We start from the raw sequence: 21,169 nt of genomic DNA, 5'->3' as shown, positions 1-21,169 counted from the left end.
AGCATGGCGCGTCGGGGCGGCCGGCGGTCAGGTGTTCTGCTGCAAGGCCTTGAACTGGTCGAACCAGACGCTGCGGCCGAGGGTGCCGTCCTCGCCCGGCCGCACGGTCCGGTTGGCGTACAGGGGGTTGAGGATCCACGGCGTCTTGTCGGCGCCCCACTCCGAGGCCATCGATGCGATCTGCATGCCTCCGTAGGTCGACACCGCCAGTTTCCCGGTGTCGCGGAACGCCTTCATCTGTGCGGTGAGGTAGTTCCTGTGGGTGTCGAGCCACTGGGTCATGGAGATGAAGTCGTTCCACTTCTCCTGCGGGAACGGCTGCGCGATGGCGTCCCCGACCACCTGCCAGACCTTCCGGCCCGGGTCCACGTTGTAGCGCTTGGCGAACGTCGGGGACACCGGGTCGTGCATGTGGCCCTTCCAGAACTGCACCAGGGAGAACTCCGTAGCGAGGAACTTCTGGTCCGGACGCAGGGTGGGCACCACGTAGTTGATGTACTTGGCGGCGCTCTGCAGCGACGTGACGTGCGGGTGGATGTCGACGCCGGCGAGCTCGGGCGTCTTGTGGACGAACCGCAGCCACCGCTCGGTGGCGGGCGTGCGGGCCGCCGGGTCGTCGAGGTTGTTGAGCGCGCCCATGTAGAGGCTGGTCCCGGAGTTCGCGCCGCCGTGCCGCTTGCGGTAGTCGATGACGTGGCGGGCCAGGTTCTCGTAGAACACGTTCAGGGTGTTGTCGCGCTCTTCGTTCAGTGTCTCCAGGAACGGCTCGTTGCCGATCGTGAGGATGTCGACCTTGCCGATCACGGCGGCCAGCACCCGGTCCACGAGGGCCAGCAGGTCCTTCAACTGGGCGCTGCCCGGCGCGGGGAGCGGGCCCTTCGTGGGCCCCAGCGAATAGGGGAACTTGAGCGAGAGGATCGTCCTGCGGCCGTCACCGTGCGCGGTCAGGAGCGCCTTGACGGCGCGCTGCTGCGTGACGTCCCCGTCGAGATCGCCCGGCGTCACGGGGACGAAGCCGCGTACCCAGGTGGCCGAGAGTGCCTGCAGTTGGGCGGCGCCGAGGCCCGCGGGGTCCTCGTTGAAGTTCACGCCGAGAGCGCCGTCGGGCGCGCCGCTCGGGGTCTTGCCCGCGGCGGCCTTGCCCTCGACGGACTCCGAGGCCGACTTCGACGGCGAGGCCTTCGCGCCGGACGGCTTGGCATCCTTCGACGACGGTGAGCACGCGGCGGCGAGGAAGGCGGAGCCGGTGACGCCAAGGATCATGCGGCGAGAGGTGGTGTGCCGAGTCACTACTGTCCGTTTCTGTGTGTGGGGGAGTGGGGGGATCGCTGTCCACTGCACCGACACCGTAGGCACGTAGGTGCGCGCAATTGTGCCGCTGTGACAGCCCCGCGACATCATCCGGACAACGTCAAAACCCCGGTCACACAAGACTCAACAGATGTGACCGGGGCCCAGGGTGACGACGTGTCTCAGGCGCGGGCCTCCACCGCCGGCGCCGAACCCGGCAGCGGCCGACCCGCGGACTCCGCCGCGAAGTAGGCGGCCACGGCGCCGATCGCGCCCGCCGCCATCAGGTAGTAGCCGGGCACGTTGACGTCGCCGGTGGCCTGCACCAGAAGGGCGTTGACGACGGCGGTCGTGCCGCCGAACAGCGAGACAGAGAGGTTGAACGCGATCGACAGACCGCCGTAGCGGATGTCCGTCGGGAACAGCGCCGGGAGCGTGGACGGGATGGTGCTGTTGAAGCAGAGCAGCATCAGCGACATCAGGCCCAGGCCGAGGAAGACCGACATCAGGGTGTTCTGCTGGATCAGCAGCACGGAGGGAACGCCGAGCACGATCAGCGCGCCGCAGCCGAAGTACAGCACCGGCTTGCGCCCGATGCGGTCCGAGAGCCGGCCGACGAAGGTGATGAGCACCATGCCGATGGCGAGGACCGAGATCTCCAGGAGCTGCGCCCAGGTGGCGCTCACCGACGGGGCGAACTTGTCGATGTACTCCAGCATGTACGTCGTGAGCATGTAGTTGGTGACGTTGAAGACGAGCACCAGGCCCATGCAGATCAGCATCGGACGCCAGTGGTCGGTGAAGACCCGGCGGATCTCCTTGAGGGTCTGGTTGCCCTCACGGCCCTGCTGCTCGGCCACGGCGGCCTTGAACGCGGGGGTGTCCTCCAGCTTCAGGCGGAGGTAGAGCCCGATGATGCCGATCGGTCCGGAGATCAGGAACGGGATGCGCCAGCCCCAGGACAGCAGGTCCTCGTGGGACATGACGCCCGGCAGCTGGATGACCAGACCGGCGACGCCGCCGAGGAGATACCCCGTCAGCGTGCCGAACTCCAGCCAGCTGCCGAGGAATCCGCGCTTCTTGTCGGGGGCGTACTCGGCGATGAACGTCATCGCGCCGCCGTACTCGCCGCCGGTCGAGAAGCCCTGCACGAGGCGGGCGAGCAGCATCAGCAGCGGGGCGGCGGGGCCCCACGTCTCGTAGCCGGGGATGAAGGCGATCACGAACGTGCCGATGGCCATCATGATGACCGTGATCGACAGCACCTTGGTGCGGCCGATCCGGTCGCCGAGCGGGCCGAAGAACATGCCGCCGATCGGGCGCACCAGGAAGGCGACCGCGAACAGGCCGAGGGTTCCGATCGTGCCGACGGTCTGACTCGCGCCGGTGAAGAACACCGCGGTGAGCACCGGCGTCAGATTGGCGAAGACGCCGAAGTCGAACCACTCGGTGATGTTTCCGATGGCTGCGGCGCCTACGGCCCTCCTGGTCACCTTGGGGTCGGTGACCAATGTTTCCTGGGCCCGGCCCGCGTGGGTGTCGGGAAGCTCGGAAACGGTGTGCGCGGCTGGCACGTACTACTCCTCAGAATTGCGGGGTACTGCGGGTGGGACGCCCGCACAGGGGCTTCGGGTCGATCCAGTGAATGGGGTGGGGGAGGTGCTGCCCGGGCCGGCGTGCGGTGCGGCCGACCTCCAGGACGGCGCCGGTCGCCGGGAAGACGAGCAGCGCGAGCGCCGAGGCCACCAGGGCCGTCGCGGTCGCCGGGGAGCTCGCGGGCGCGAGCAGCGCCGTGGTGAGGGCCGGCAGACCGAGGCCCAGGTAGGCGGCGGAAGGTGTGCGCACGCCGACGGCGGCGCTCGCTCCCGCGCGGCCGAGTCCATGGCCGAATCCGGCGAACACGGCGGCGACCGGAGTCGCCCAGGTCGACGTTCCCGCCGTCAGCGACAGCACGGACAGGCTCACCAGCAGTGCGGTGAGGCCGGCGAACTGCGCGCAGCGGCCGCCGAGTTCGGCGGCGAGCGGCTGCGCGAGCGCCGAGCAGACGAGCACGGACAGCGGCACACCGATGACGACGGCCGGATCGCTCTGCCCCGAGATGGCCAGGACGGCGGGAACGACCGCGAGGAACAGGCTCGCCGTGGCCCAGGAGAGAAAGCGGACGGCCGTGACCATGACGAACATGGCGCGCATTCCCGTCGGGACGACCCGATTCCGGCGCAGGGAAGGACTCTTGGACAACACCCGGGAAGAGTGCCACCCCTCACTCATCGACACAATTACACGATCTTGCATGTGACCGTGCAAGATGGTCGAATGATCGATCCCAAGCTCAAGGTGCTGCAGATGGTCGAGGCGCACGGAGGCGTGACCGCGGCCGCCGAGGCCACGGGGCTCAAGCCGTCGACGGTCTCCTATCAACTGCGCCAGCTGGCCGAGCAGGTCGGCGCGGTGCTCCTGGAGCCCGCGGGCCGGGGCGTCAAGCTGACCGCCGCCGCTCGTACGCTGCTGCACCACGCGGCCGTCCTGGACGCGCAGTGGGAGCGGGCGCGCAGCGACCTCGCCGCGATGGCCGACGTGCAGACCGGATCGTTCACACTCTGCGGCTTCTCCACGGCCGCCACGCGCCTGCTGCCGTCCACCGCCGCGACCCTGCGCGAGCGGCATCCGCAGCTCGGGGTCCGCCTGGTGGAGGCGGAGCCGGCGCGCTGCTTCGAGCTGCTGCTCACGGGCGAGGCGGACCTCGGCCTCGTCGTCGTGACGGCCGACTCGCCGCCGCTGACCGACGAGCGCTTCGAACAGCAGCCGCTCCTCGACGACCCGCTCGACCTGGTCGTCCCGGCCGACCATCCGCTGGCGGCACGCAAGAGAGTGGTCCTCGCGGACGCGGCCCGCGAGACGTGGATCGTGGGCACACCGGGCACCACGTACCACGACCTGCTGGTCACGGCGTGCATGGCCGCCGGGTTCATGCCCGACATGGGCCACCAGTCCGACGAGTGGGACACCGGCACGGCGATGGTGGCGCACGGCCTGGGCGTCATCCTGGTGCCGCGCCTCGCCCGCATCGACACCGAATGGCCCGTGGCCCGCATCCCCCTCTCCGGCGAACCCGCCCCCGCCCGCCGCATCCTCGCCGCCACCCGCAAGGGCGGGGCGCGGCACCCGGTGGTGGCCCAGGCCCTCGACCTGATCAAGGCATCGGCCTCGGGCCTCGTGCCCGCCGGGCAGCCGACCGCACCGCTGTAAACTCGCTCACCAGCCCTTGACCCGCAGGACGGCTCCGGTGTCATCGGGATCAACGGGGCGGCCGCCCACCTCGTGCACCCGGGCGACCTCGTGATCGTCATCGGTTACCGTCAGATCGAGGACGCCGAGGTGACACGCGGCCCGCACGCGGTACCCGCGGGCTGAGACCCGGTCGGCCCACGAGGCAGGAGAAGTCCATGAGCGACATCGAGATCCGCGACGACCGCGAGCACGGGCTGCTGCGCGCCCGCTCGGGCGGCGAAGTCGTCGGCCACATCCAGTACTTCGTACTGGAAGAACCCACGCGGGCGCTCGTCGCGGTGCACACCGTCGTGGAGCCGCAGCACGAGGGCAAGGGGATCGCGGGCTCGCTCGCCCGCGAGCTGTACGGCATCGCCGCGGCCGAGTCGGTGGCCGTGGCGCCGCTGTGCCCGTTCGTCGTCCGGTGGGCCGAGCGACACCCGGGCGAGGCCCCCGAGGCCTCCACCGACCTGCTGCTCGCCGCGAAGGCAGCCCTCGAGGCCGACCCCGACAAGTGGTGAGACACCCCTACGCGCGGTGATCATCCGCGCGTAGGGTGCCGGCCATGAACCTGACGCTCGTGCACACCTCGCTCGTCCACGTGCCGGTCTTCGACGCCCTGCGCGACGCCGACCACCCGGGCCTGGAACTGCGTCACGTCGTACGCGAGGAGCTGCTCGTGCGGGCCGGCGTCGAAGGGCCCGAGGCCGTCACCGACGAGGTTCGTACGCTGCTTGCGGCAGCCGTCGCCGACGGTGCGGACGCCGTGCTGTGCACGTGCTCCACGCTCGGCGCCGTCGCGGAGGGCCTCGCCGCGGACGCCGGTGTGCTCGTGCTGCGCGTGGACCGGCCGATGGCCGCGCGGGCGGTCGCCGAGGGGGAGCAGATCGCCGTGGTCGCCACAGTGCGCAGCACCTTCGGGCCGACCCTCGACCTGGTCGAGGAGGAGGCCGCGCGGGCCGGGCGCGCGGTGGACGTGCGGACCGTGTTCGTCGAGGGCGCCTGGGACCGCTTCCTCGCGGGTGACCGGGACGGATATCTCGCGCTCGTCGCCGAGGCCGTCGACGGCATCACCGACGCCGATGTCGTCGTCCTCGCCCAGGCCTCCCTGACCGACGCCGCCGAGCGGGCCCGCACCACCCTGCCCGTGCTCTCCAGCCCGCGCCTCGGGCTGGATGCCGCCGCCTCGGAATGCGCGAGCGGCAAGACGGCTTAGGTTGAAGGGAGTTGTCCGGAGCCACCGGACCCCCGGAACCAGGAGGGACCGAACATGACCGACACCGACGTCGTCGTCAGCCCCAGCGGCTGGGTCGCCGAGCAGGCCCGCACCTACGAGGAGTCCGGCGGCACCAAGGGCACCACCATGCAGGGCGCGCCGTGCCTGCTCCTCGACTACGAGGGCCGCAAGAGCGGCCAGTGGCGGCGCACCGTCCTGATCTACGGCACGGACGGTGACGACCAGCTGATCGTGGCCTCGTACGGCGGCTCGGACCAGCACCCGCTGTGGTACCTGAACCTTCAGGCCAATCCGGAGGTCCGGCTGCGCGTGGGGACCGAGCGGTTCACGGCCCGCGCCGAGACCCTGTCGCCGCAGGACAAGGCGCGGGTGTGGGACTCCCTGGTGGAGCTGTTCCCGCCGTACGCGGAGTACCAGAAGAAGACGAGCCGCGACATTCCCGTCGTACGGCTGCGCCGCACCGACGGCTGAGACCCGGCCGCAGGCGTGGACTCGGCGGGCGTGGGCACGCGAGCCGGGAGACAGTGGAAAGGTCCCCTCCGAACCGTTGGAGGAACCAACGATGACCCAGCCGTTCCCCGACCCCGTCCCGCCGACCCCCACGCCCGGACCAGGACCCGGGCCGGACCGGCCGGACCCCGGCCCGATTCCGGACCCGTTCCCGACGCCGGTGCCCGAGCCCACGCCGCGGCCCTCGCCGTCCCCGACGCCGCCGCTGCCGGACCCGGACCCCGATCCGCACCCGCCGGAGCCCGAGCCCTCACCCGCGTAGCGGCCGTTACGCGTCGACCTCGGAGCGGTCACCGCCCCACAGCGTGTGGAACGAGCCCTCCCGGTCGACCCTGCGGTACGTGTGCGCGCCGAAGAAGTCCCGCTGGCCCTGCGTGAGCGCGGCCGGCAGGCGCTCGGCGCGCAGCGCGTCGTAGTAGGCCAGCGCGGCCGCGAAGCCCGGCGTGGGCACACCCTGCGTGGTCGCCGCGACCAGGACGGAGCGCCAGTCGTCCTGCGCCGCGGCGATCTCGTCGGCGAAGCCCTTGTCGGACAGGAGCGAGACCAGGTCGGGCTCGGCCTCGTACGCCGCCGTGATCCGGTCGAGGAACGCGGCGCGGATGATGCAGCCGCCGCGCCAGATCCGGGCCACCGCGCCCGAGTCGATGTTCCAGTCGTACGTCTCGCTGCCCGCGGAGATCTCGTGGAAGCCCTGGGTGTACGACACGATCTTCGAGGCGTACAGGGCCTGTTCGACGCGGTCCGCGAAGGCCGCGGCCTCCGACTCGCCCAGCGTGACGGCCGTGGGGCCCGCCAACTCGTGTGAGGCGGTGCGCAGTTCCGCGTGCCCGGACAGGGAGCGCGCGAACACCGCCTCCGCGATGCCGGACACCGGCACACCCAGGTCGAGCGCGATCTGCACCGTCCAGCGTCCTGTGCCCTTCTGCTCGGCCTGGTCCTGGACGACGTCCACGAAGGGCTTCCCGGTCGCCGCGTCGACGTGCGAGAGGACCTCGGCCGTGATCTCGATCAGGTAGGAGTCGAGGCGGCCCGTGTTCCACCTGCGGAAGATGTCGGCGATCCGCGCGGGGGAGTACCCGGCCACGTCACGCAGCAACTGGTAGGCCTCGCCGATGAGTTGCATGTCGGCGTACTCGATGCCGTTGTGCACCATCTTCACGAAGTGGCCCGCCCCGTCGGGGCCGACGTGCGTCACGCAGGGCGCGCCGTCCTTCGCCTTGGCGGAGATCTTCTCCAGCATGGGGCCGAGCGAGGCGTACGACTCGACGCTGCCGCCGGGCATGATGCTCGGCCCGTGCAGCGCGCCCTCCTCGCCGCCGGAGACGCCCGTGCCGACGAAGTGGATGCCCTGCTCGCGCAGTTCCTTCTCGCGGCGCCGGGTGTCCGCGAAGTGCGCGTTGCCGCCATCGATGATCATGTCGCCCGGCTCCATGAGGGGCGCGAACTCCTTGATCACCGCGTCGGTCGGGTCGCCCGCCTTCACCATGATGACCAGGCGCCGCGGCCGTTCGAGCGCGGCCACGAACTCCTCGGCCGTCTCGGTCGGCACGAAGATGCCCTCCTCGCCGAACTCCGAGACCAGCGCGTGCGTGCGGGACGCCGTGCGGTTGTGGAGGGCGACCGTGTAGCCGTTGCGGGCGAAGTTCCGGGCGAGATTGCGCCCCATCACAGCGAGCCCTGTGACACCGATCTGGGCTGTAGCGCTCATGCCTGCCGCTCCTGTCGCTTCTGTTGCTTGTGCATGCGGAAGATGAAAGATCTTGTTCATTCCTGGTGGGGGGCGGGTTAGGTTGGCGATCCGACCCCACCGTGAATTCTCTACACCGTGGACTCTCTACGAATTTGGAGCCGTGCGTGCCTCATTTCGACCTGTCACTCGATGCGTTGCGCACTTACCAGCCGGAGTTGACGGCCCCCGACGACTTCGACACCTTCTGGGAGAAGACCCTGGCCGAGGCCAGGGAGCACGATCTGGACGCACGCTTCGAGCCCGTCGACGTCCCGTACACGGCGGTGGACATCTTCGACGTTACGTACGCGGGCTTCGGCGGGCATCCCGTGAAGGGCTGGCTGGTCCTTCCGGCAGGCACGAACGAGCCGCTTCCGGCCGTCGTCCAGTACATCGGCTACGGCGGCGGCCGCGGCCTCCCGCACAGCCACCTGCAGTGGGCGGCCGCCGGGTTCGCGCACTTCGTGATGGACACGCGCGGGCAGGGCAGCGGCGGCAGCGTCGGCGACACCCCCGACCCGGTCGGCTCCACGCCGTCGCAGCCGGGCTTCATGACGCGCGGCATCCAGGACCCGCACGAGTACTACTACCGCCGCGTCTACACGGACGCCGTGCGCGCCGTCGACGCGGCCCGCTCGCACCCGCTCGTGGACGCCTCGCGGGTCGCCGTCACCGGCGGCAGCCAGGGCGGCGGCATCACGATCGCCGTGGCAGGACTCGTGCCCGACCTGAAGGCGGCCGCCCCTGACGTGCCGTTCCTGTGCGACTTCCGGCGCGCGGCCACGCTCACCGAGCGTCACCCGTACCGCGAGATCGCCCTCTACCTCAAGGCGCACATCGGCGAGGACGAGCGCGCCTTCCGCACGCTCTCCTACTTCGACGGCATCAACTTCGCGGCGCGCGCCACGGCACCGACCCTGTTCTCCGCCGCCCTGGAGGACCTGACCTGCCCGCCGTCCACGGTCTTCGGCGCGTACAACCACTGGGCGGGCACCGAGAAGTCGATCGAGGTGTACGCGTTCAACGACCACGAGGGCGGCGGCCCCTTCCAGCAGGCCGCGCAACTTCGTTGGATTCCTGGTCACTTGAGGGTCTGAATCCCGCCAAAGTGGCTCAGGGCACTCTTGTCCACCTACGGAGGAGCGGCTAATTTGCCGCTTCTACGTGTGGCTTGCTTGTGGCTGAGGGGGCATTCATGGCGTTACGCGGCCGGCACCGGCGATATCAGCCGAGCCGGGTGAACCGGGCATCGCTCAGCGTGACCGTGGGCGGCGTGGGCATGGCCATCCCGATCATCGGCGCGGGCACGGCACAGGCCGCGGACGTGCACACGTGGAACAAGGTCGCCGCGTGCGAGTCCTCCGGGAACTGGAGCATCAACACCGGCAACGGGTTCTTCGGCGGGCTCCAGTTCACCCGCTCCACCTGGGCCGCGTACGGCGGCACCGCCTACGCGCCGCGCGCCGACCTCGCCGACAGGGACCAACAGATCGCCGTGGCGGAGAAGGTGCTCAAGGGGCAGGGGCCCGGCGCCTGGCCGGTGTGCTCGCAGCGCGCGGGCCTCACCCGCGCGACCTCGACCTCGACGCCGGACGTGCGGCCGCAGGCGACACCGCAGTCCCGGGCGGGACGCGCCCAGATGTACCGCGTCATCAGCGGGGACAGCCTCTCCGGCATCGCCGCCGAGCGGTCCGTGAAGGGCGGTTGGCGGGCACTGTACGCGGCGAACCGCGCCACGATCGGCGCCGACCCCGACCTGATCACCCCCGGGCAGCGCCTCGCGATGCCGGGGAAGGGCAAGACGCAGGCGCAGCCCGCGAAGAAGGCCCCGAAGCCCGCCGCCGAGAAGCCCGCCGCCGAGAAGCCCGCCACCAAGAAGTCCGACACGGCGAAGGCCACCACGCACCACGTCGCCGCCCCCGTCGCCGCGTCCCTCGGCACCCCCTACCGCGCCGCCGGATCCTCCTGGTCGAAGGGGTACCACACGGGCGTCGACTTCGCGGTGCCCACCGGGACGTCCGTGAAGGCCGTCGCCGCCGGGCACGTCGTCTCGGCCGGCTGGGGCGGCTCGTACGGCTACGAAGTGGTGATCCGGCATGCTGACGGAAAGTACAGCCAGTACGGACACCTGTCGGCGCTGAGCGTGAAGAGCGGTCAGCGCGTGGTGGCGGGCCAGCGCATCGCCCGCTCCGGCTCCACGGGCAACAGCACGGGCCCGCATCTGCACTTCGAGGTGCGGACGGGGCCCGGTTTCGGCAGTGACGTGGACCCGCTGGCGTATCTGCGGGCCCGCGGCGTCAGAATCTGAGCGGCTGGGGCGTGTCTCGAAAGACGCCCCAGAGGCCTCGGGTCAGGATCGGATGTCCTCGGCCGTCCAGCCCCCGCACGGCGGCTCCTGCCGGGACTTCGGCGCGCGCGGCGGCAGCGGCACGGAGTCGAGCCCGGCCGGGCTGTCCGGCACCACCGGCGGGATCGCCGGTGACACCCCGTGCGCGACGACCGAGGCGCCCGCGACCGTGGCCGCCCGGCGGCCGCGCCCGATGCGCTCCGTCGTCAGCAGGATCAGGCCGCCCGCCGCCACGACGCCGCAGCCGAGCGCGAGCATCGTGCCGATCGTGCCGTACCGGAACGATTCGCCGAACATGGTGATGCCGATCGTGGCAGCGACCACCGGGTTCACGACCGTCGCGGTCGCCAGGGGCGCGGCGAGCCCGGCGCCCCGGTAGGAGGCCTGCGACAGCAGCATCCCGGTCACGGCCAGGCCCGCGATCGACAGGAGCGTGGCGAGCTGTTCCAGCGGCTGCCCGGTCCAGTTCTCGGTCACGGACTTCGTGAACACCGACGCCATGCCGAACGCGCCACCGGCCGCCACCGCGAGCAGCACCGCGCGCACCACGGGGTGCCGGTGCGCCACGCGGGCCGTCGACATCAGGGCCAGCACGCCGCCCGCCGTGATCAGACCGACGACCAGGCGCTGCGCCCCGTCCAGCGACTGCTCGGTCGTGGACCCGGTCAGCGAGAGCAGCCCCGCGAGCCCGACCGTCGCCATGATCGCGCCGCGCCAGGCCGTCGCCCCGGCCCTGCGGCCCACGAGGAGCGCCGACATCGGCAGCGCGAGCACGATCGTGAGGGCGCCCAGCGGCTGTACGACGCTGAGCGGGCCGAAGGCGAGCGCCGCGACGTGCAGCAGCGCGCCCAGCCCGTTCAGGCAGCCGGCGCCCCACCACGCGGGCCGGCGCAGCGGGGCGTACGCCGCCTTGGGCGACGACGCGGCCACGCGCTCCTGCACGATCGCCCCGCCCGCGTACGCGACGGCGGAGACGAGCGAGAGCAGCACGGAAAGCACCAGGTCGCTCATGTGGCGCCCCTGGGGGTGCGGCGTGGCGCACGATCGCTTCTCATACCCTCCACGATGGCTCTTTTCGCCCCTCCGTGTCGTCCGACCTGAGCACGCATTGGGTCCTACTCCCGTTGGAGTAGGCCGCATCCTGATTCATCCCCAGGGCGGGTGCCCCAGGGACCGGCGGGAGACTCGGGCCCAGTTGCCGTCCGCGCTCTTCCGCACGGGCCCCTCCATGGGTGACCATGAGGTGCGCTTTCGAACACAGCGATCCAGAGCGAGTGTCGCCGATCGACGACCACGGGAGTCGCGCGTGCGTGTGGGACTGCTGACCAGGGAGTACCCGCCGGATGTCTACGGCGGTGCCGGAGTGCACGTGGAGTTCCTCGCGCGCGAGCTGCGCCCCCTCGTCGACCTCGAGGTGCACACGTGGGGCGAGGGAACGGCCGACGGCGTGCGCCGGCACCGGGCCTGGCCCGCGCTCGACGGGGCGAACGACGCGCTGCGCACGCTCTCCGTGGACCTGGCCATCGCCGCGGCCCTGGAAGGCCGCGAGATCGCCCACTCCCACACCTGGTACACGAACCTGGCCGGGCACCTGGCGGCGCTGCACCTCGGGATTCCGCACGTGATGACCGCCCACTCCCTGGAGCCGCTGCGCCCCTGGAAGGCCGAGCAGCTCGGCGGCGGCTACGCGCTGTCGGCGTGGGCGGAGCGGACCGCGATCGAGGCCGCCGACGGCGTGATCGCCGTGTCGCACGCGATGCGCAAGGACATCCTCGCCTGCTATCCGGCCCTGGAGCCGAAGAAGGTCCGCGTCGTGCACAACGGCATCGACGTCTCGCTCTACCACGCCGACGCCGGCACGGACGTGCTGCGCCGCTACGACATCGACCCGCAGCGGCCCTACATCCTCTTCGTCGGCCGCATCACGCGGCAGAAGGGCGTGCCCCATCTGCTGCGCGCGGCGAAGCAGTTGACGAAGGACGTGCAGGTCGTCCTGTGCGCGGGCGCGCCCGACACCCCGGAGATCGGTCGTGAATTCCGGGAGCTGGTCGACGAGTTGAAGGCGTCGCGCGACGGGGTGCGCTGGATCCCGTCCATGCTGCCGCGCACGGAGGTCATCCAACTGCTCACGCACGCCTCGGTGTTCGTGTGCCCCTCCGTGTACGAACCGCTCGGCATCGTCAACCTGGAGGCGATGGCCTGCGGCACCGCGGTCGTCGCCTCACAGGTCGGCGGCATCCCCGAGGTCGTCGCGGACGGCGAGACGGGGCTGCTCGTCCCGTACGCGGCCGCGGACCCGGAGGGCTTCGAGGCGGGACTCGCGGAGGCCCTGAACCGGGTCGTCGCCGATCCCGGGGCGGCGCGGGCGATGGGCGAGGCGGGCCGTGAGCGGGCGGCGGCGGAGTTCGGCTGGGACGCGATCGCCCGGCGCACGGTCGACGTGTACGAGGAGATCCTCAACGGCACGTGAATCACAGGGGGGTTGGGATGCGCGGCGGACCTTCGGTGCTCGGGATCGTACTTGCAGGTGGGGAGGGCAAGCGGCTGATGCCGCTCACCGCGGACCGGGCGAAGCCCGCGGTGACCTTCGGCGGTACCTACCGCCTGGTCGACTTCGCCCTGTCCAACCTCGTCAACGGCGACATCCTGCGCATCTGCGTCCTGACGCAGTACAAGTCGCACTCGCTGGACCGGCACGTCACGACCACCTGGCGGATGTCGAGCCTGCTCGGCAACTACGTCACCCCGGTCCCGGCCCAGCAGCGGCTCGGCCCGCGCTGGTACTCGGGCAGCGCCGACGCGATCCTGCAGTCCCTCAACCTGGTCCACGACGAACAGCCCGACTACATCGCGGTGTTCGGCGCCGACCACGTGTACCGGATGGACCCGCGGCAGATGCTCGCCCAGCACATCGAGTCGGGCGCGGGCGTCACGGTGGCGGGCATCCGGGTGCCGCGCAAGGAGGCCTCGTCCTTCGGGGTCATCACCCCGGCCCGCGACGGCACGCGCATCGACGCCTTCCTGGAGAAGCCCACCGACCCGCCGCCGCTGCCCGGCACCCCGAACCAGGTGTTCGCTTCGATGGGCAACTACCTGTTCACCACCAAGGTCCTCGTCGACGCGCTCCAGACCGACGCCGAGGACGCCGACTCGGCGCACGACATGGGCGGTTCGATCGTGCCGATGCTCACCGAGCGCGGCGTCGCCCAGCTCTACGACTTCGACGGCAACCACGTGCCGGGGGAGACGGACCGCGACCACGGCTACTGGCGCGACGTCGGCTCCCTCGACGCCTACTACGAGGCCCACATGGACCTCATCTCGGACACCCCGGTCTTCAACCTCGACAACCGGCGCTGGCCGATCTACACGCACCCGGGCCAGCTGCCGCCGGCCAAGTTCTGCGCGGGCGGCATCGCGGCCGAGTCGATCGTCAGCCCCGGCTGCGTCATCCGCGGCCAGGTCACCCGCTCCGTGCTCTCACCGGGCGTCGTGGTCGAGGACGGCGCGGTCGTCCAGGGCTCGGTCCTGCACGACAACGTACGGGTCGGCAGGGGAGCGGTGGTGCGCGGCGCCGTCCTCGACAAGAACGTCGAGGTCCCGGTCGGCGCGACCATCGGCGTCAACCCGAGCCGGGACGCGGAGCTGTACACCGTGTCGAAGGCGGGCGTGATCGCGCTGGGGAAGGGGCAGTCGGTGCACTGAGAGGCGGGCAGGGCTGGGCGTGCCGGCGAACGGGTGCTCTACTGGGCGCATGCTGCTGGTGTTGTGGCCCGCGCTGCTCGGTGTGTTCGTCTGGCCGTCGCTGGGCCTGTGGGTGCTCGGGCGCCGCTTGGACGTCCCGGCCTGGCTACTGTGGTTGTTCCTGGCCGCCGGGTGGCTGACGGTGATCGTCGGCTGGTGGCTCTCGCAGCGTGCGCAGCCGTTCCTGTTCCCGGAGACCTCGCCTTGTCATGGCGCCGGCACCCCGGTCTCGCGCTACTTCCCGCCGGATTCGTTCTGCCGGCACGACGACGGGGAACTGCGGACGGTCAACGGGCCGGTGGGCAGGCTGGTGTTCTGGCTCGCTCTGGGCACGGTCGGCGCCGTGCCGGCCGCCGTCTTCGTGCGGCGCCGTATGGAGTCGTAGAGCGGGTCCGGCCCGCTCACGCGGGGTCCGGCACCGGTGGTTCGCCCTCGAAGCCGTTGGCCCAGTAGCGGCCGCGCAGTGACAGGTCGAGCAGCATGCGCGTGGCATCCTCCGGCGGCATCGGGCGCGGGTCCTCCTCCAACCACCAGCTCAGTACGGCGAGTTGTTCGCCGACCCAGGCGCGGGCCAGGACGTCGACGCTGATGCGGGGCGTGACGCCCTCGTGCTCGGCGCGTGCCCGGAAGACCTCGGCCGTCGCCTCCGTCTGCGCCCGGGTGAACTGGCGCAGCGCCCGGCCGTCGCCCTCGCCGCGCAGGATCATCCGGTAGGCGTCGCGCTCGTCGTCGGCGTGCCGGAAGATCTCCAGCGCCGGTTTGCCGGTGAAGCCCACCTCGGAGGCCTGGACGAGCGGGCGCAGTCGGTCCTGCAACTCGTCGAGCAGGTCGGTCACCACGCGGTCGAGCAGGTCGTCCTTGTCCGTGTAGTGCTTGTAGAAGGTGGCCCGGCCGAGGTCGGCCCGTTCCGTGATGTCCTCCACGGTCACGGTCGCGTAGCCCCGCTCCAGGGACAGCGACACCAGCGCGTCGCGCAACAGGCGTCGGGTGCGGCGTACTCGGCGATCGCCCGCTTCCGGCGGCATGTCCGGCTCCTCTCGCGTCCCAGGTCGGTCCCTGATCGGTGCCGGAAGCGTACACCGGATCATTGACACCCCGAAGGTTTGTAGACACTCTGTCCACTATTGGCCGCCATGATGATTTGAGCCGTCGAGCGTGGGAGCAGTCCGTTGAACCTGGGCACGTACATCACTCGAAGCAGTACCTTCTGGCCGCAGCGCGAGGCCCTGATCTGCGGGGAACGCCGGCTGACCTACGGGGAGCTGGAGCGGGTCACCAATCGCCTGGCCTCCGCGCTCATCGGGCGCGGACTCGCCCCGGGACAGGCGGTCGCGACGTACGCGGGCAACTGCGCGCAGGCCGTCGAGACCGAGATGACCCTGTCCAAGAGCGGCCTCGTGCGGGTGCCGATCAGTCCGCGGCTCTCCGTCGACGAGGTCGCGCACATCCTCGACGACGCCGACGTGCGCGTCCTGTTCGTGGACGGCGAGCGCATCGCAGCCGCCCGCGCCGCCCTGGAGCGCGCGTCGGTGGACTGCCTTCTCGTCGATTACGGGAATCAAGAGGCGCTCGGTTACGGGGAGTTGCTCGCCGAAGGAAGCGAGGAGGTCGTCGCCGTCGAGGTCGACCAGCACGACGCCGCCGTCCTCAACTTCACCTCCGGCTCCACCGGAAAGCTGAAGGCCGCCGTGCAGACCCACGGCAACCGGCTCGCCAACATGCGCAAACGGATGATGAGTTCGGACTCCACGCCCTCGGCGCCCGAGTGCTACCTCGCCGCAGGGCCCATCACGCACGCGCCCGGCATGCCGCTGCTCGCCCTGCTCGCCTCCGGCGCCACCGTCGTCGTCCTGCCGCGCTGGGACGCCGAGTTGTTCCTCGCCACCGTCGAGGCCGAGCGGATCTCCGCGACGTTCCTGGTCCCGACCATGCTCGGGATGCTGCTCGCCCACCCCAAGACCGCCACCGCCGACCTGACGAGCCTCCGTTCCCTGCACGTCGGCGGCGCACCCGTCTCACCGCAGCGGCTGCGCGAGGCCGTCGCGGCGTTCGGGCCGATCGTCATGCAGGGCTACGGGCAGGTCGAGACGACCAGCGGCATCACCGTGCTCACCCGCGAGGACGTCCTCGCCGGCACCACCACCGACCCCGACCTGCTGCTCTCCTGCGGCCGGCCGGTGTTCGACACGGAGATACGCGTGGTCGACGAGGCGGGCACCGCCCTGCCCGCCGGGAGCATCGGCGAGGTGATCGCCCGCGGCCCGGACTGCGTCACCGCGTACTGGCACGAACCCGAGCTGTCCGCCGAGACGTTCAAGGACGGCTGGGTGCACACCGGTGACCTCGGCCATCTGCGCGAGGACGGCTACCTGTTCATCGTCGACCGCAAGAAAGACATGATCATCTCCGGTGGCTACAACGTGTACTGCAGCGAGGTCGAGGCCGTCCTGTACGCCCACCCCGCGCTCGCGGAAGCCTGCGTCGTCGGAGTCCCCGACGAGAAGTGGGGCGAGGCCGTCAAGGCGGTCGTCGTGCGCAGGCCCGGCGCCGAGGTCGACGAGGACGAGATCGTCGGCTTCTGCGCCGAACGCCTCGCCCGCGTGAAGAAGCCGCGGTCCGTGGAGTTCGTGGACGCGCTGCCCGTCAACCGCAACGGGAAGATCGACCGCCGCGCCGTCCGCGCGCGCCACTGGACCGGCGCCGAGCGCCGCGTCCTCTGACAGGAGACCGCCATGACCTTCACCCTCACCCCCACGTACGACGACAACCCGCGGCTCCAGGACCTGGTCGGTCGCCTTCGCGAGTTCCTCGACGGCGAACTCGCCGACTACGAGACCGGGTTGGGCCTCGCGCCGGAGAGCGGCTGCACCCGCGCCCAGCTCGAACCCGTCTGGCGGCGCAGCCGCGAACTCGGCTTCTACGGCATCCACCTGCCGAAGGAGCACGGCGGCCAGGACCTCACGTACACCGAACTCGCCGCCCTGAAGGAGGAGGTGGGCGCCTCCGGACGGATCCTCCAGCACAGCGTCCTCGGCGACATGGGCGGCCCGCTGCGCGCCGGGCCGATCCTCCAGTACGCCACCGACCACCAGATCGAGACGTATCTGAAGCCGGTCATCCGTGGCGAGCGGGCCTGCTGCTTCTCGCTCACCGAGACCGAAGCCGGGTCCGACGTACGCGCCATGAGCACCCTCGCCACACCCGAAGGGGACGGCTGGCGGATCACCGGACACAAGGTGTTCTCCTCCGCCGGGCCGTTCGCCGACTTCTCCGTGCTCATCGCGCGGATGGCGCCCGAGCCGGACGCGCCCGAGGACGCCAAGCCGGTGTTCTCCGCGTTCCTCGTCGACCTCGATTCCCCCGGCTGCACGGTGCTGCCCGGCGAGACACCGATGTCCGGCGAGCACATCGAGAGCGACATCGTGCTCGACAACTGCCGTGTGGAAGCAGGGCAGTTGCTCGGAAAGGTCGGCGACGGACTGCGCATCGGCCTCGGCCGCGTCACCACCAACCGGCTGCTGCACTGCCCGACCGTCCTCGGCCAGGCCCGCCGCGCCCTCGCCCTCACCGTCGACTTCGCCCGCACCCGGCAGGTCTTCGGCGCACCGCTCGGCGCGCTCCAGTCGATCCAGCACAAGCTCGCCGACATGGCCACCTCGTACTACGCGGCCCGCAGCATGACGTACGACGCGCTCGCCGACCTCGACGAGGGCAGGGAACCGCGCACGGAAGCCTTTATGTGCAAGCTGTTCGTCGCCGAGAACGCCTTCCGGATCGCCGACGAGGCCGTGCAGATCCACGGCAAGGCGGGCCTCGTGCGCGGCGCCGAGGTCGAGTCCATCTTCCGCAAGCTGCGCATGTTCCGCGTGCTCACCGGCTCGTCCGAGATCCAGAAGAACGGGATCGCCCGGCAACTGCTGATGCCGGGCTGACGGGCGCGGCACCACGGCGCCACCGAACGTTCCGCTGTGCTCTCCCCACCAGGAGGTTTCTTCCGCATGCCGCACACCACCGCACCCTCGTACCCCGAGCGCGCCCACGACCTGCACCCCGAACTCGTCGCGCTGCGCCGGGACCTGCATCGCGAACCCGAGATCGGCCTCCACCTTCCCCGCACCCAGGAAAAGGTCCTCGCCGCCCTCGACGGACTGCCCCTGGAGATCACCACCGGCAAGGACCTCAGCTCGGTCACCGCCGTCCTGCGCGGCGGCAGGCCCGGCGGCGCGGTCCTGCTGCGCGGTGACATGGACGCCCTGCCCATCACCGAGAACAGTGGCGTCGACTACGCCTCCGAACTGCCAGGAGCGATGCACGCCTGCGGCCACGACCTGCACACCGCCGGACTCGTCGGCGCCGCACGGCTGTTGGCCGAACGCCGCGAACACCTCAACGGTGACGTCGTGTTCATGTTCCAGCCCGGCGAGGAGGGCTTCGGCGGCGCCCGCGTGATGATCGACGAAGGGCTCCTGGACGCGGCCGGAAAACCCCTCGACGCGGCGTACGCGCTGCACGTCGCCGCCGACCGGCTGCCCGGCGGCATGGTCTCCAGCCGGGCCGGCACCGTCACCTCCGCCTCCGACGTGCTGAGCGTCACCGTGCGCGGCCGGGGCGGCCACGGCTCGACCCCGCACGGCGCCAAGGACCCGATACCCGTGGCCTGCGAGATCGTCACCGCGATCCAGACCTGGGTGACCCGCCGCTTCGACATCTTCGACCCGGCCGTCGTCACCGTCGGCACCTTCCACGCGGGCACGAAGCAGAACGTCATCCCCGACACCGCGACGTTCGAGGCCACCGTGCGCAGCTACTCCGAGCCGGTCCACGCCCGCCTCGTCGAGGGCCTGCCCCGACTGGTGCGCGGCATCGCGGAGGCGCACGGCATCGAGGCCGAGGTGACGTACACCGTGCAGTACCCGGTCACCGTCAACGAGCCAGACGAGACCGCCTTCGCGCTCGACACCGCCCGCGAGCTGTTCGGCGCCGAGCAGGTCCACGAGTCGCCCAAGCCGGCCAACGGCTCGGAGGACTTCGCCTTCGTCCTCCAGCGCGTGCCCGGCGCGATGCTGCTCGTCGGCGCCGCCCCCGAGGGCGCCGACCCGGCGAGCGCGGCCGTGAACCACTCGCCGCGCGCCGTCTTCGACGACCGCGTGCTGCCGCGCCAGGCCGCGCTGCTCGCTGCGCTCGCCGAGGGCCGCCTCGCACGGGGAACCGCCGCATGAGCGCGCCCACCGCACCCCCGGCGCGCGGCGATGTGCGCGCCGTGGTCGGCCTGCTCATCGCCTTCGAGCTGATCAGCGGCTTCCTCCAGGGCGCCGCAGTGCCCCTGGTCCCCGAGATCCAGCACTGGCAGGGCATCGGCACGGGACAGGCCCAGTGGATCACCTCGGTGCAGTATCTGGCCGCGGCCGTCAGCGTCCCGGCCCTCGGCCGCCTCGGCGACCTGTACGGACACCGCCGCATGATCCGGATCGCGCTCGGCACGATCGCCGTCGGCACCCTGCTCGTGGCCTGCGCGCCCAACCTCGCCGTGCTGCTGCTCGGCCGCGCCCTGATGGGCCCGCTCGCCGCGCTGCTGCCGCTGGAGATCGGCCTGGTGCGCGACCGGCTCAGCGTCGACGGCGGACGCCGGGCGGTCGGCCTCCTGGTCGGCGCGCTCACCCTCGGCTCCGTCCTCGGGCACGCGCTGGCCGGCCCCCTGCTCGCGCTTCTCGGCGAACTGCGCCCCACCCTGTTCGCCCTCGCCGCGCTGGCCGTCGCGTGCGTCGCGCTGTCGTTCATGGCGATCCCCGAGTCCCGCACCCGGGCGAGCGGCCGGATGGACTGGCCGGGGGCGGCCCTGCTGGCCGTGGCCCTGGTCCTGCTGCTCGGCACGGTCTCCCGCGGCTCCACCTGGGGCTGGGCGTCGGCGCCCACACTCGGCGGTCTCGCCCTGGCGGTGGCCCTGCTGTACATGTGGACCCGCCTCCAACTCCGCAGCCCCGATGCCCTGGTGGACGTGCGCGCCCTCGGCCGCCGGGCGAGCGCCCCCTACTACGCCTCCGGGTTCGTGCTCGGTGCCGTCCTGCTGGGCGGACAGACCGTGGCGGTCAGCTTCATGGCCACGTCGCCCGACGAGGCGGGCTACGGGTTCGGCCTCGCGGCCTGGCAGATCAGCCTGTGCGGCGTCATTCCGCACCTCATGGCGTTCCTCGGCTCCTCTCTGTGCGCGAACCTCGCGGGACGCATCGGCTACCGTCGCCTCCTCCTGCTCGCGTTCACGCTGCTCACCTGCGGATACGGCGGGCTGATCGCGCTGCACACGGGCCTGGTCCCGTTCACCGTCGCCAACGCCCTGGTGGGCTTCGGCGTCGGCCTCGCGCTCGGCGGACTGCCCACCGTGATCGTGGAGAGCAGCGCGGCGGACCGTACGGCGAGTGCCACCGCCGTGTACAACAACTTCAAGACACTCGGCGGCAGCGTCGGCGGTGCCGTGTTCGGCGTCGTCCTCGGTTCCTTGGTCCTGGCGGGCACGGGCACCCCGACGCTCACCGCATACGTGTCCATCTGGGCGATCGCCGCCGTGCTCTGCGTGCTGGCGGTGGGCGCCCAACTGCTCGCCCGCCGGCCCCGGCCCACGAGCCCCGCCCCTGCCGACGCGCAGCACGCCCTTGGCTAACCTGCACGGATGAGCCCCGACCTGACCCTGCTGCCCCGCGTCGCCCACCGCGGGCAGGAGGTGACCGCGCCCCGGCTGCGCGGCCTGCTCGCCCTCCTCGCGAGCGAGCCGCGCACCGGATGCAGCACGGAGCGGCTCGTGGCCGGGCTGTGGCCGGAGGACCTGCCGCAGCGCCCGGGCAAGGCGGTGCAGGTACTCGTCGCGCGGGCGCGGGCCCAGCTGGGCGCCGACGTCATCGCGAGCACGCCGACCGGCTACCGGCTCGGCCTCACCGAGGACCAGGTCGACAGCTCCGCGCTGCTGCGGTACGCCGCCGTGTGCGCGGAGCGGGCCGGGGCCGGGGACCACGCAGGGGCGCTGGCCGCGGCCGAGGCCGGGCGCGCCCTG

General features: G+C 71.4%; 21 protein-coding genes and 1 pseudogene. 16 read left to right on the top strand and 6 right to left on the bottom strand.

Annotated features, from left to right (window positions below; translation table 11 throughout):
- Positions 1 to 27: 27 nt before the first annotated feature.
- The 3 genes from OKJ99_RS22585 to OKJ99_RS22575 all read right to left on the bottom strand — a co-directional run bounded on the left by OKJ99_RS22585 (position 28) and on the right by OKJ99_RS22575 (position 3,474).
- Entirely contained in the window at positions 28 to 1,263 is a 1,236-nt protein-coding gene (locus tag OKJ99_RS22585) for a hypothetical protein (protein WP_326019106.1), read from the bottom strand.
- A 209-nt stretch (positions 1,264 to 1,472) separates the two neighbouring features.
- Positions 1,473 to 2,864: an MFS transporter gene (locus tag OKJ99_RS22580; RefSeq protein WP_326019104.1), complete on the bottom strand. Its 1,392-nt coding sequence runs from the start codon at positions 2,862 to 2,864 to the stop codon at positions 1,473 to 1,475.
- 10 nt (positions 2,865 to 2,874) lie between these two features.
- Positions 2,875 to 3,474, bottom strand: coding sequence for a hypothetical protein (locus OKJ99_RS22575; RefSeq protein WP_326019102.1), 600 nt, complete (start codon positions 3,472 to 3,474; stop codon positions 2,875 to 2,877).
- Between the two features lie 132 nt (positions 3,475 to 3,606).
- On the opposite strand from OKJ99_RS22575, the gene OKJ99_RS22570 reads away from it, so the two are divergent.
- From OKJ99_RS22570 to OKJ99_RS22545, 6 genes and pseudogenes are all read left to right on the top strand, one after another.
- Positions 3,607 to 4,539, top strand: a complete 933-nt coding sequence (locus tag OKJ99_RS22570) for a LysR substrate-binding domain-containing protein (protein ID WP_326019100.1) — start codon at positions 3,607 to 3,609, stop codon at positions 4,537 to 4,539.
- 27 nt (positions 4,540 to 4,566) lie between these two features.
- A pseudogene (locus tag OKJ99_RS22565) lies at positions 4,567 to 4,668 on the top strand (aspartate 1-decarboxylase); the annotation flags it as partial.
- A gap of 68 nt (positions 4,669 to 4,736) precedes the next feature.
- Positions 4,737 to 5,081: a GNAT family N-acetyltransferase gene (locus tag OKJ99_RS22560; RefSeq protein ID WP_326019098.1), complete on the top strand. Its 345-nt coding sequence runs from the start codon at positions 4,737 to 4,739 to the stop codon at positions 5,079 to 5,081.
- A 44-nt stretch (positions 5,082 to 5,125) separates the two neighbouring features.
- On the top strand, positions 5,126 to 5,776 hold the full coding sequence (locus OKJ99_RS22555) for an aspartate/glutamate racemase family protein (RefSeq protein WP_326019097.1): 651 nt from the start codon (positions 5,126 to 5,128) through the stop codon (positions 5,774 to 5,776).
- Positions 5,777 to 5,830: 54 nt separating this feature from the next.
- Positions 5,831 to 6,268, top strand: coding sequence for a nitroreductase family deazaflavin-dependent oxidoreductase (locus OKJ99_RS22550; RefSeq protein WP_326019095.1), 438 nt, complete (start codon positions 5,831 to 5,833; stop codon positions 6,266 to 6,268).
- Between the two features lie 91 nt (positions 6,269 to 6,359).
- The gene (locus OKJ99_RS22545) at positions 6,360 to 6,569 is read left to right on the top strand and encodes a hypothetical protein (protein WP_326019093.1); all 210 of its coding nucleotides are present in this window, start codon (positions 6,360 to 6,362) and stop codon (positions 6,567 to 6,569) included.
- A 6-nt stretch (positions 6,570 to 6,575) separates the two neighbouring features.
- Here OKJ99_RS22545 and gndA read toward each other — a convergent pair whose 3' ends face one another.
- Positions 6,576 to 8,015 (bottom strand): NADP-dependent phosphogluconate dehydrogenase, encoded by a 1,440-nt coding sequence (gndA, locus tag OKJ99_RS22540; protein WP_326019091.1) that lies wholly within the window; start codon positions 8,013 to 8,015, stop codon positions 6,576 to 6,578.
- A gap of 146 nt (positions 8,016 to 8,161) precedes the next feature.
- On the opposite strand from gndA, the gene OKJ99_RS22535 reads away from it, so the two are divergent.
- Both OKJ99_RS22535 and OKJ99_RS22530 read left to right on the top strand, forming a co-directional pair.
- Entirely contained in the window at positions 8,162 to 9,133 is a 972-nt protein-coding gene (locus tag OKJ99_RS22535; protein ID WP_326019089.1) for an acetylxylan esterase, read from the top strand.
- A 98-nt stretch (positions 9,134 to 9,231) separates the two neighbouring features.
- A complete protein-coding gene (locus OKJ99_RS22530; RefSeq protein ID WP_326019087.1) occupies positions 9,232 to 10,344 on the top strand; it encodes a transglycosylase family protein in 1,113 nt (370 codons plus the stop codon).
- A gap of 42 nt (positions 10,345 to 10,386) precedes the next feature.
- On the opposite strand, the gene OKJ99_RS22525 is transcribed toward OKJ99_RS22530, so the two are convergent.
- The gene (locus OKJ99_RS22525; RefSeq protein WP_326019086.1) at positions 10,387 to 11,394 is read right to left on the bottom strand and encodes a DMT family transporter; all 1,008 of its coding nucleotides are present in this window, start codon (positions 11,392 to 11,394) and stop codon (positions 10,387 to 10,389) included.
- A 301-nt stretch (positions 11,395 to 11,695) separates the two neighbouring features.
- On the opposite strand from OKJ99_RS22525, the gene glgA reads away from it, so the two are divergent.
- The 3 genes from glgA to OKJ99_RS22510 are packed head-to-tail and all read left to right on the top strand — an operon-like array spanning position 11,696 to position 14,512.
- Entirely contained in the window at positions 11,696 to 12,853 is a 1,158-nt protein-coding gene (gene glgA / locus OKJ99_RS22520; protein WP_326019210.1) for a glycogen synthase, read from the top strand.
- A gap of 17 nt (positions 12,854 to 12,870) precedes the next feature.
- Entirely contained in the window at positions 12,871 to 14,088 is a 1,218-nt protein-coding gene (glgC, locus tag OKJ99_RS22515; protein WP_326019084.1) for a glucose-1-phosphate adenylyltransferase, read from the top strand.
- A gap of 49 nt (positions 14,089 to 14,137) precedes the next feature.
- Complete coding sequence (locus OKJ99_RS22510) at positions 14,138 to 14,512, top strand: hypothetical protein (RefSeq protein ID WP_326019082.1); 375 nt, start codon at positions 14,138 to 14,140, stop codon at positions 14,510 to 14,512.
- Positions 14,513 to 14,528: 16 nt separating this feature from the next.
- On the opposite strand, the gene OKJ99_RS22505 is transcribed toward OKJ99_RS22510, so the two are convergent.
- The gene (locus OKJ99_RS22505; RefSeq protein ID WP_326019080.1) at positions 14,529 to 15,152 is read right to left on the bottom strand and encodes a TetR/AcrR family transcriptional regulator; all 624 of its coding nucleotides are present in this window, start codon (positions 15,150 to 15,152) and stop codon (positions 14,529 to 14,531) included.
- Between the two features lie 144 nt (positions 15,153 to 15,296).
- On the opposite strand from OKJ99_RS22505, the gene OKJ99_RS22500 reads away from it, so the two are divergent.
- The 5 genes from OKJ99_RS22500 to OKJ99_RS22480 all read left to right on the top strand — a co-directional run.
- A complete protein-coding gene (locus OKJ99_RS22500) occupies positions 15,297 to 16,847 on the top strand; it encodes an acyl-CoA synthetase (protein WP_326019078.1) in 1,551 nt (516 codons plus the stop codon).
- A 12-nt stretch (positions 16,848 to 16,859) separates the two neighbouring features.
- Entirely contained in the window at positions 16,860 to 18,059 is a 1,200-nt protein-coding gene (locus tag OKJ99_RS22495; RefSeq protein ID WP_326019076.1) for an acyl-CoA dehydrogenase family protein, read from the top strand.
- A 66-nt stretch (positions 18,060 to 18,125) separates the two neighbouring features.
- On the top strand, positions 18,126 to 19,346 hold the full coding sequence (locus tag OKJ99_RS22490; RefSeq protein WP_326019074.1) for a M20 metallopeptidase family protein: 1,221 nt from the start codon (positions 18,126 to 18,128) through the stop codon (positions 19,344 to 19,346).
- On the top strand, positions 19,343 to 20,782 hold the full coding sequence (locus OKJ99_RS22485; RefSeq protein ID WP_326019072.1) for an MFS transporter: 1,440 nt from the start codon (positions 19,343 to 19,345) through the stop codon (positions 20,780 to 20,782). The genes OKJ99_RS22490 and OKJ99_RS22485 overlap by 4 nt, the downstream gene beginning before the upstream one ends.
- A gap of 9 nt (positions 20,783 to 20,791) precedes the next feature.
- On the top strand, positions 20,792 to 21,169 hold a 378-nt coding region (locus tag OKJ99_RS22480), incomplete at its 3' end, for an AfsR/SARP family transcriptional regulator (RefSeq protein ID WP_456115195.1).

The organism is Streptomyces endophyticus, assembly GCF_035798155.1.
In the GTDB taxonomy this organism is placed as follows: Bacteria; Actinomycetota; Actinomycetes; order Streptomycetales; family Streptomycetaceae; genus Streptomyces; species Streptomyces endophyticus.
Note: the sequence above shows the minus strand (reverse complement) of the source record. Positions and strands in the feature narration are given on the sequence as shown.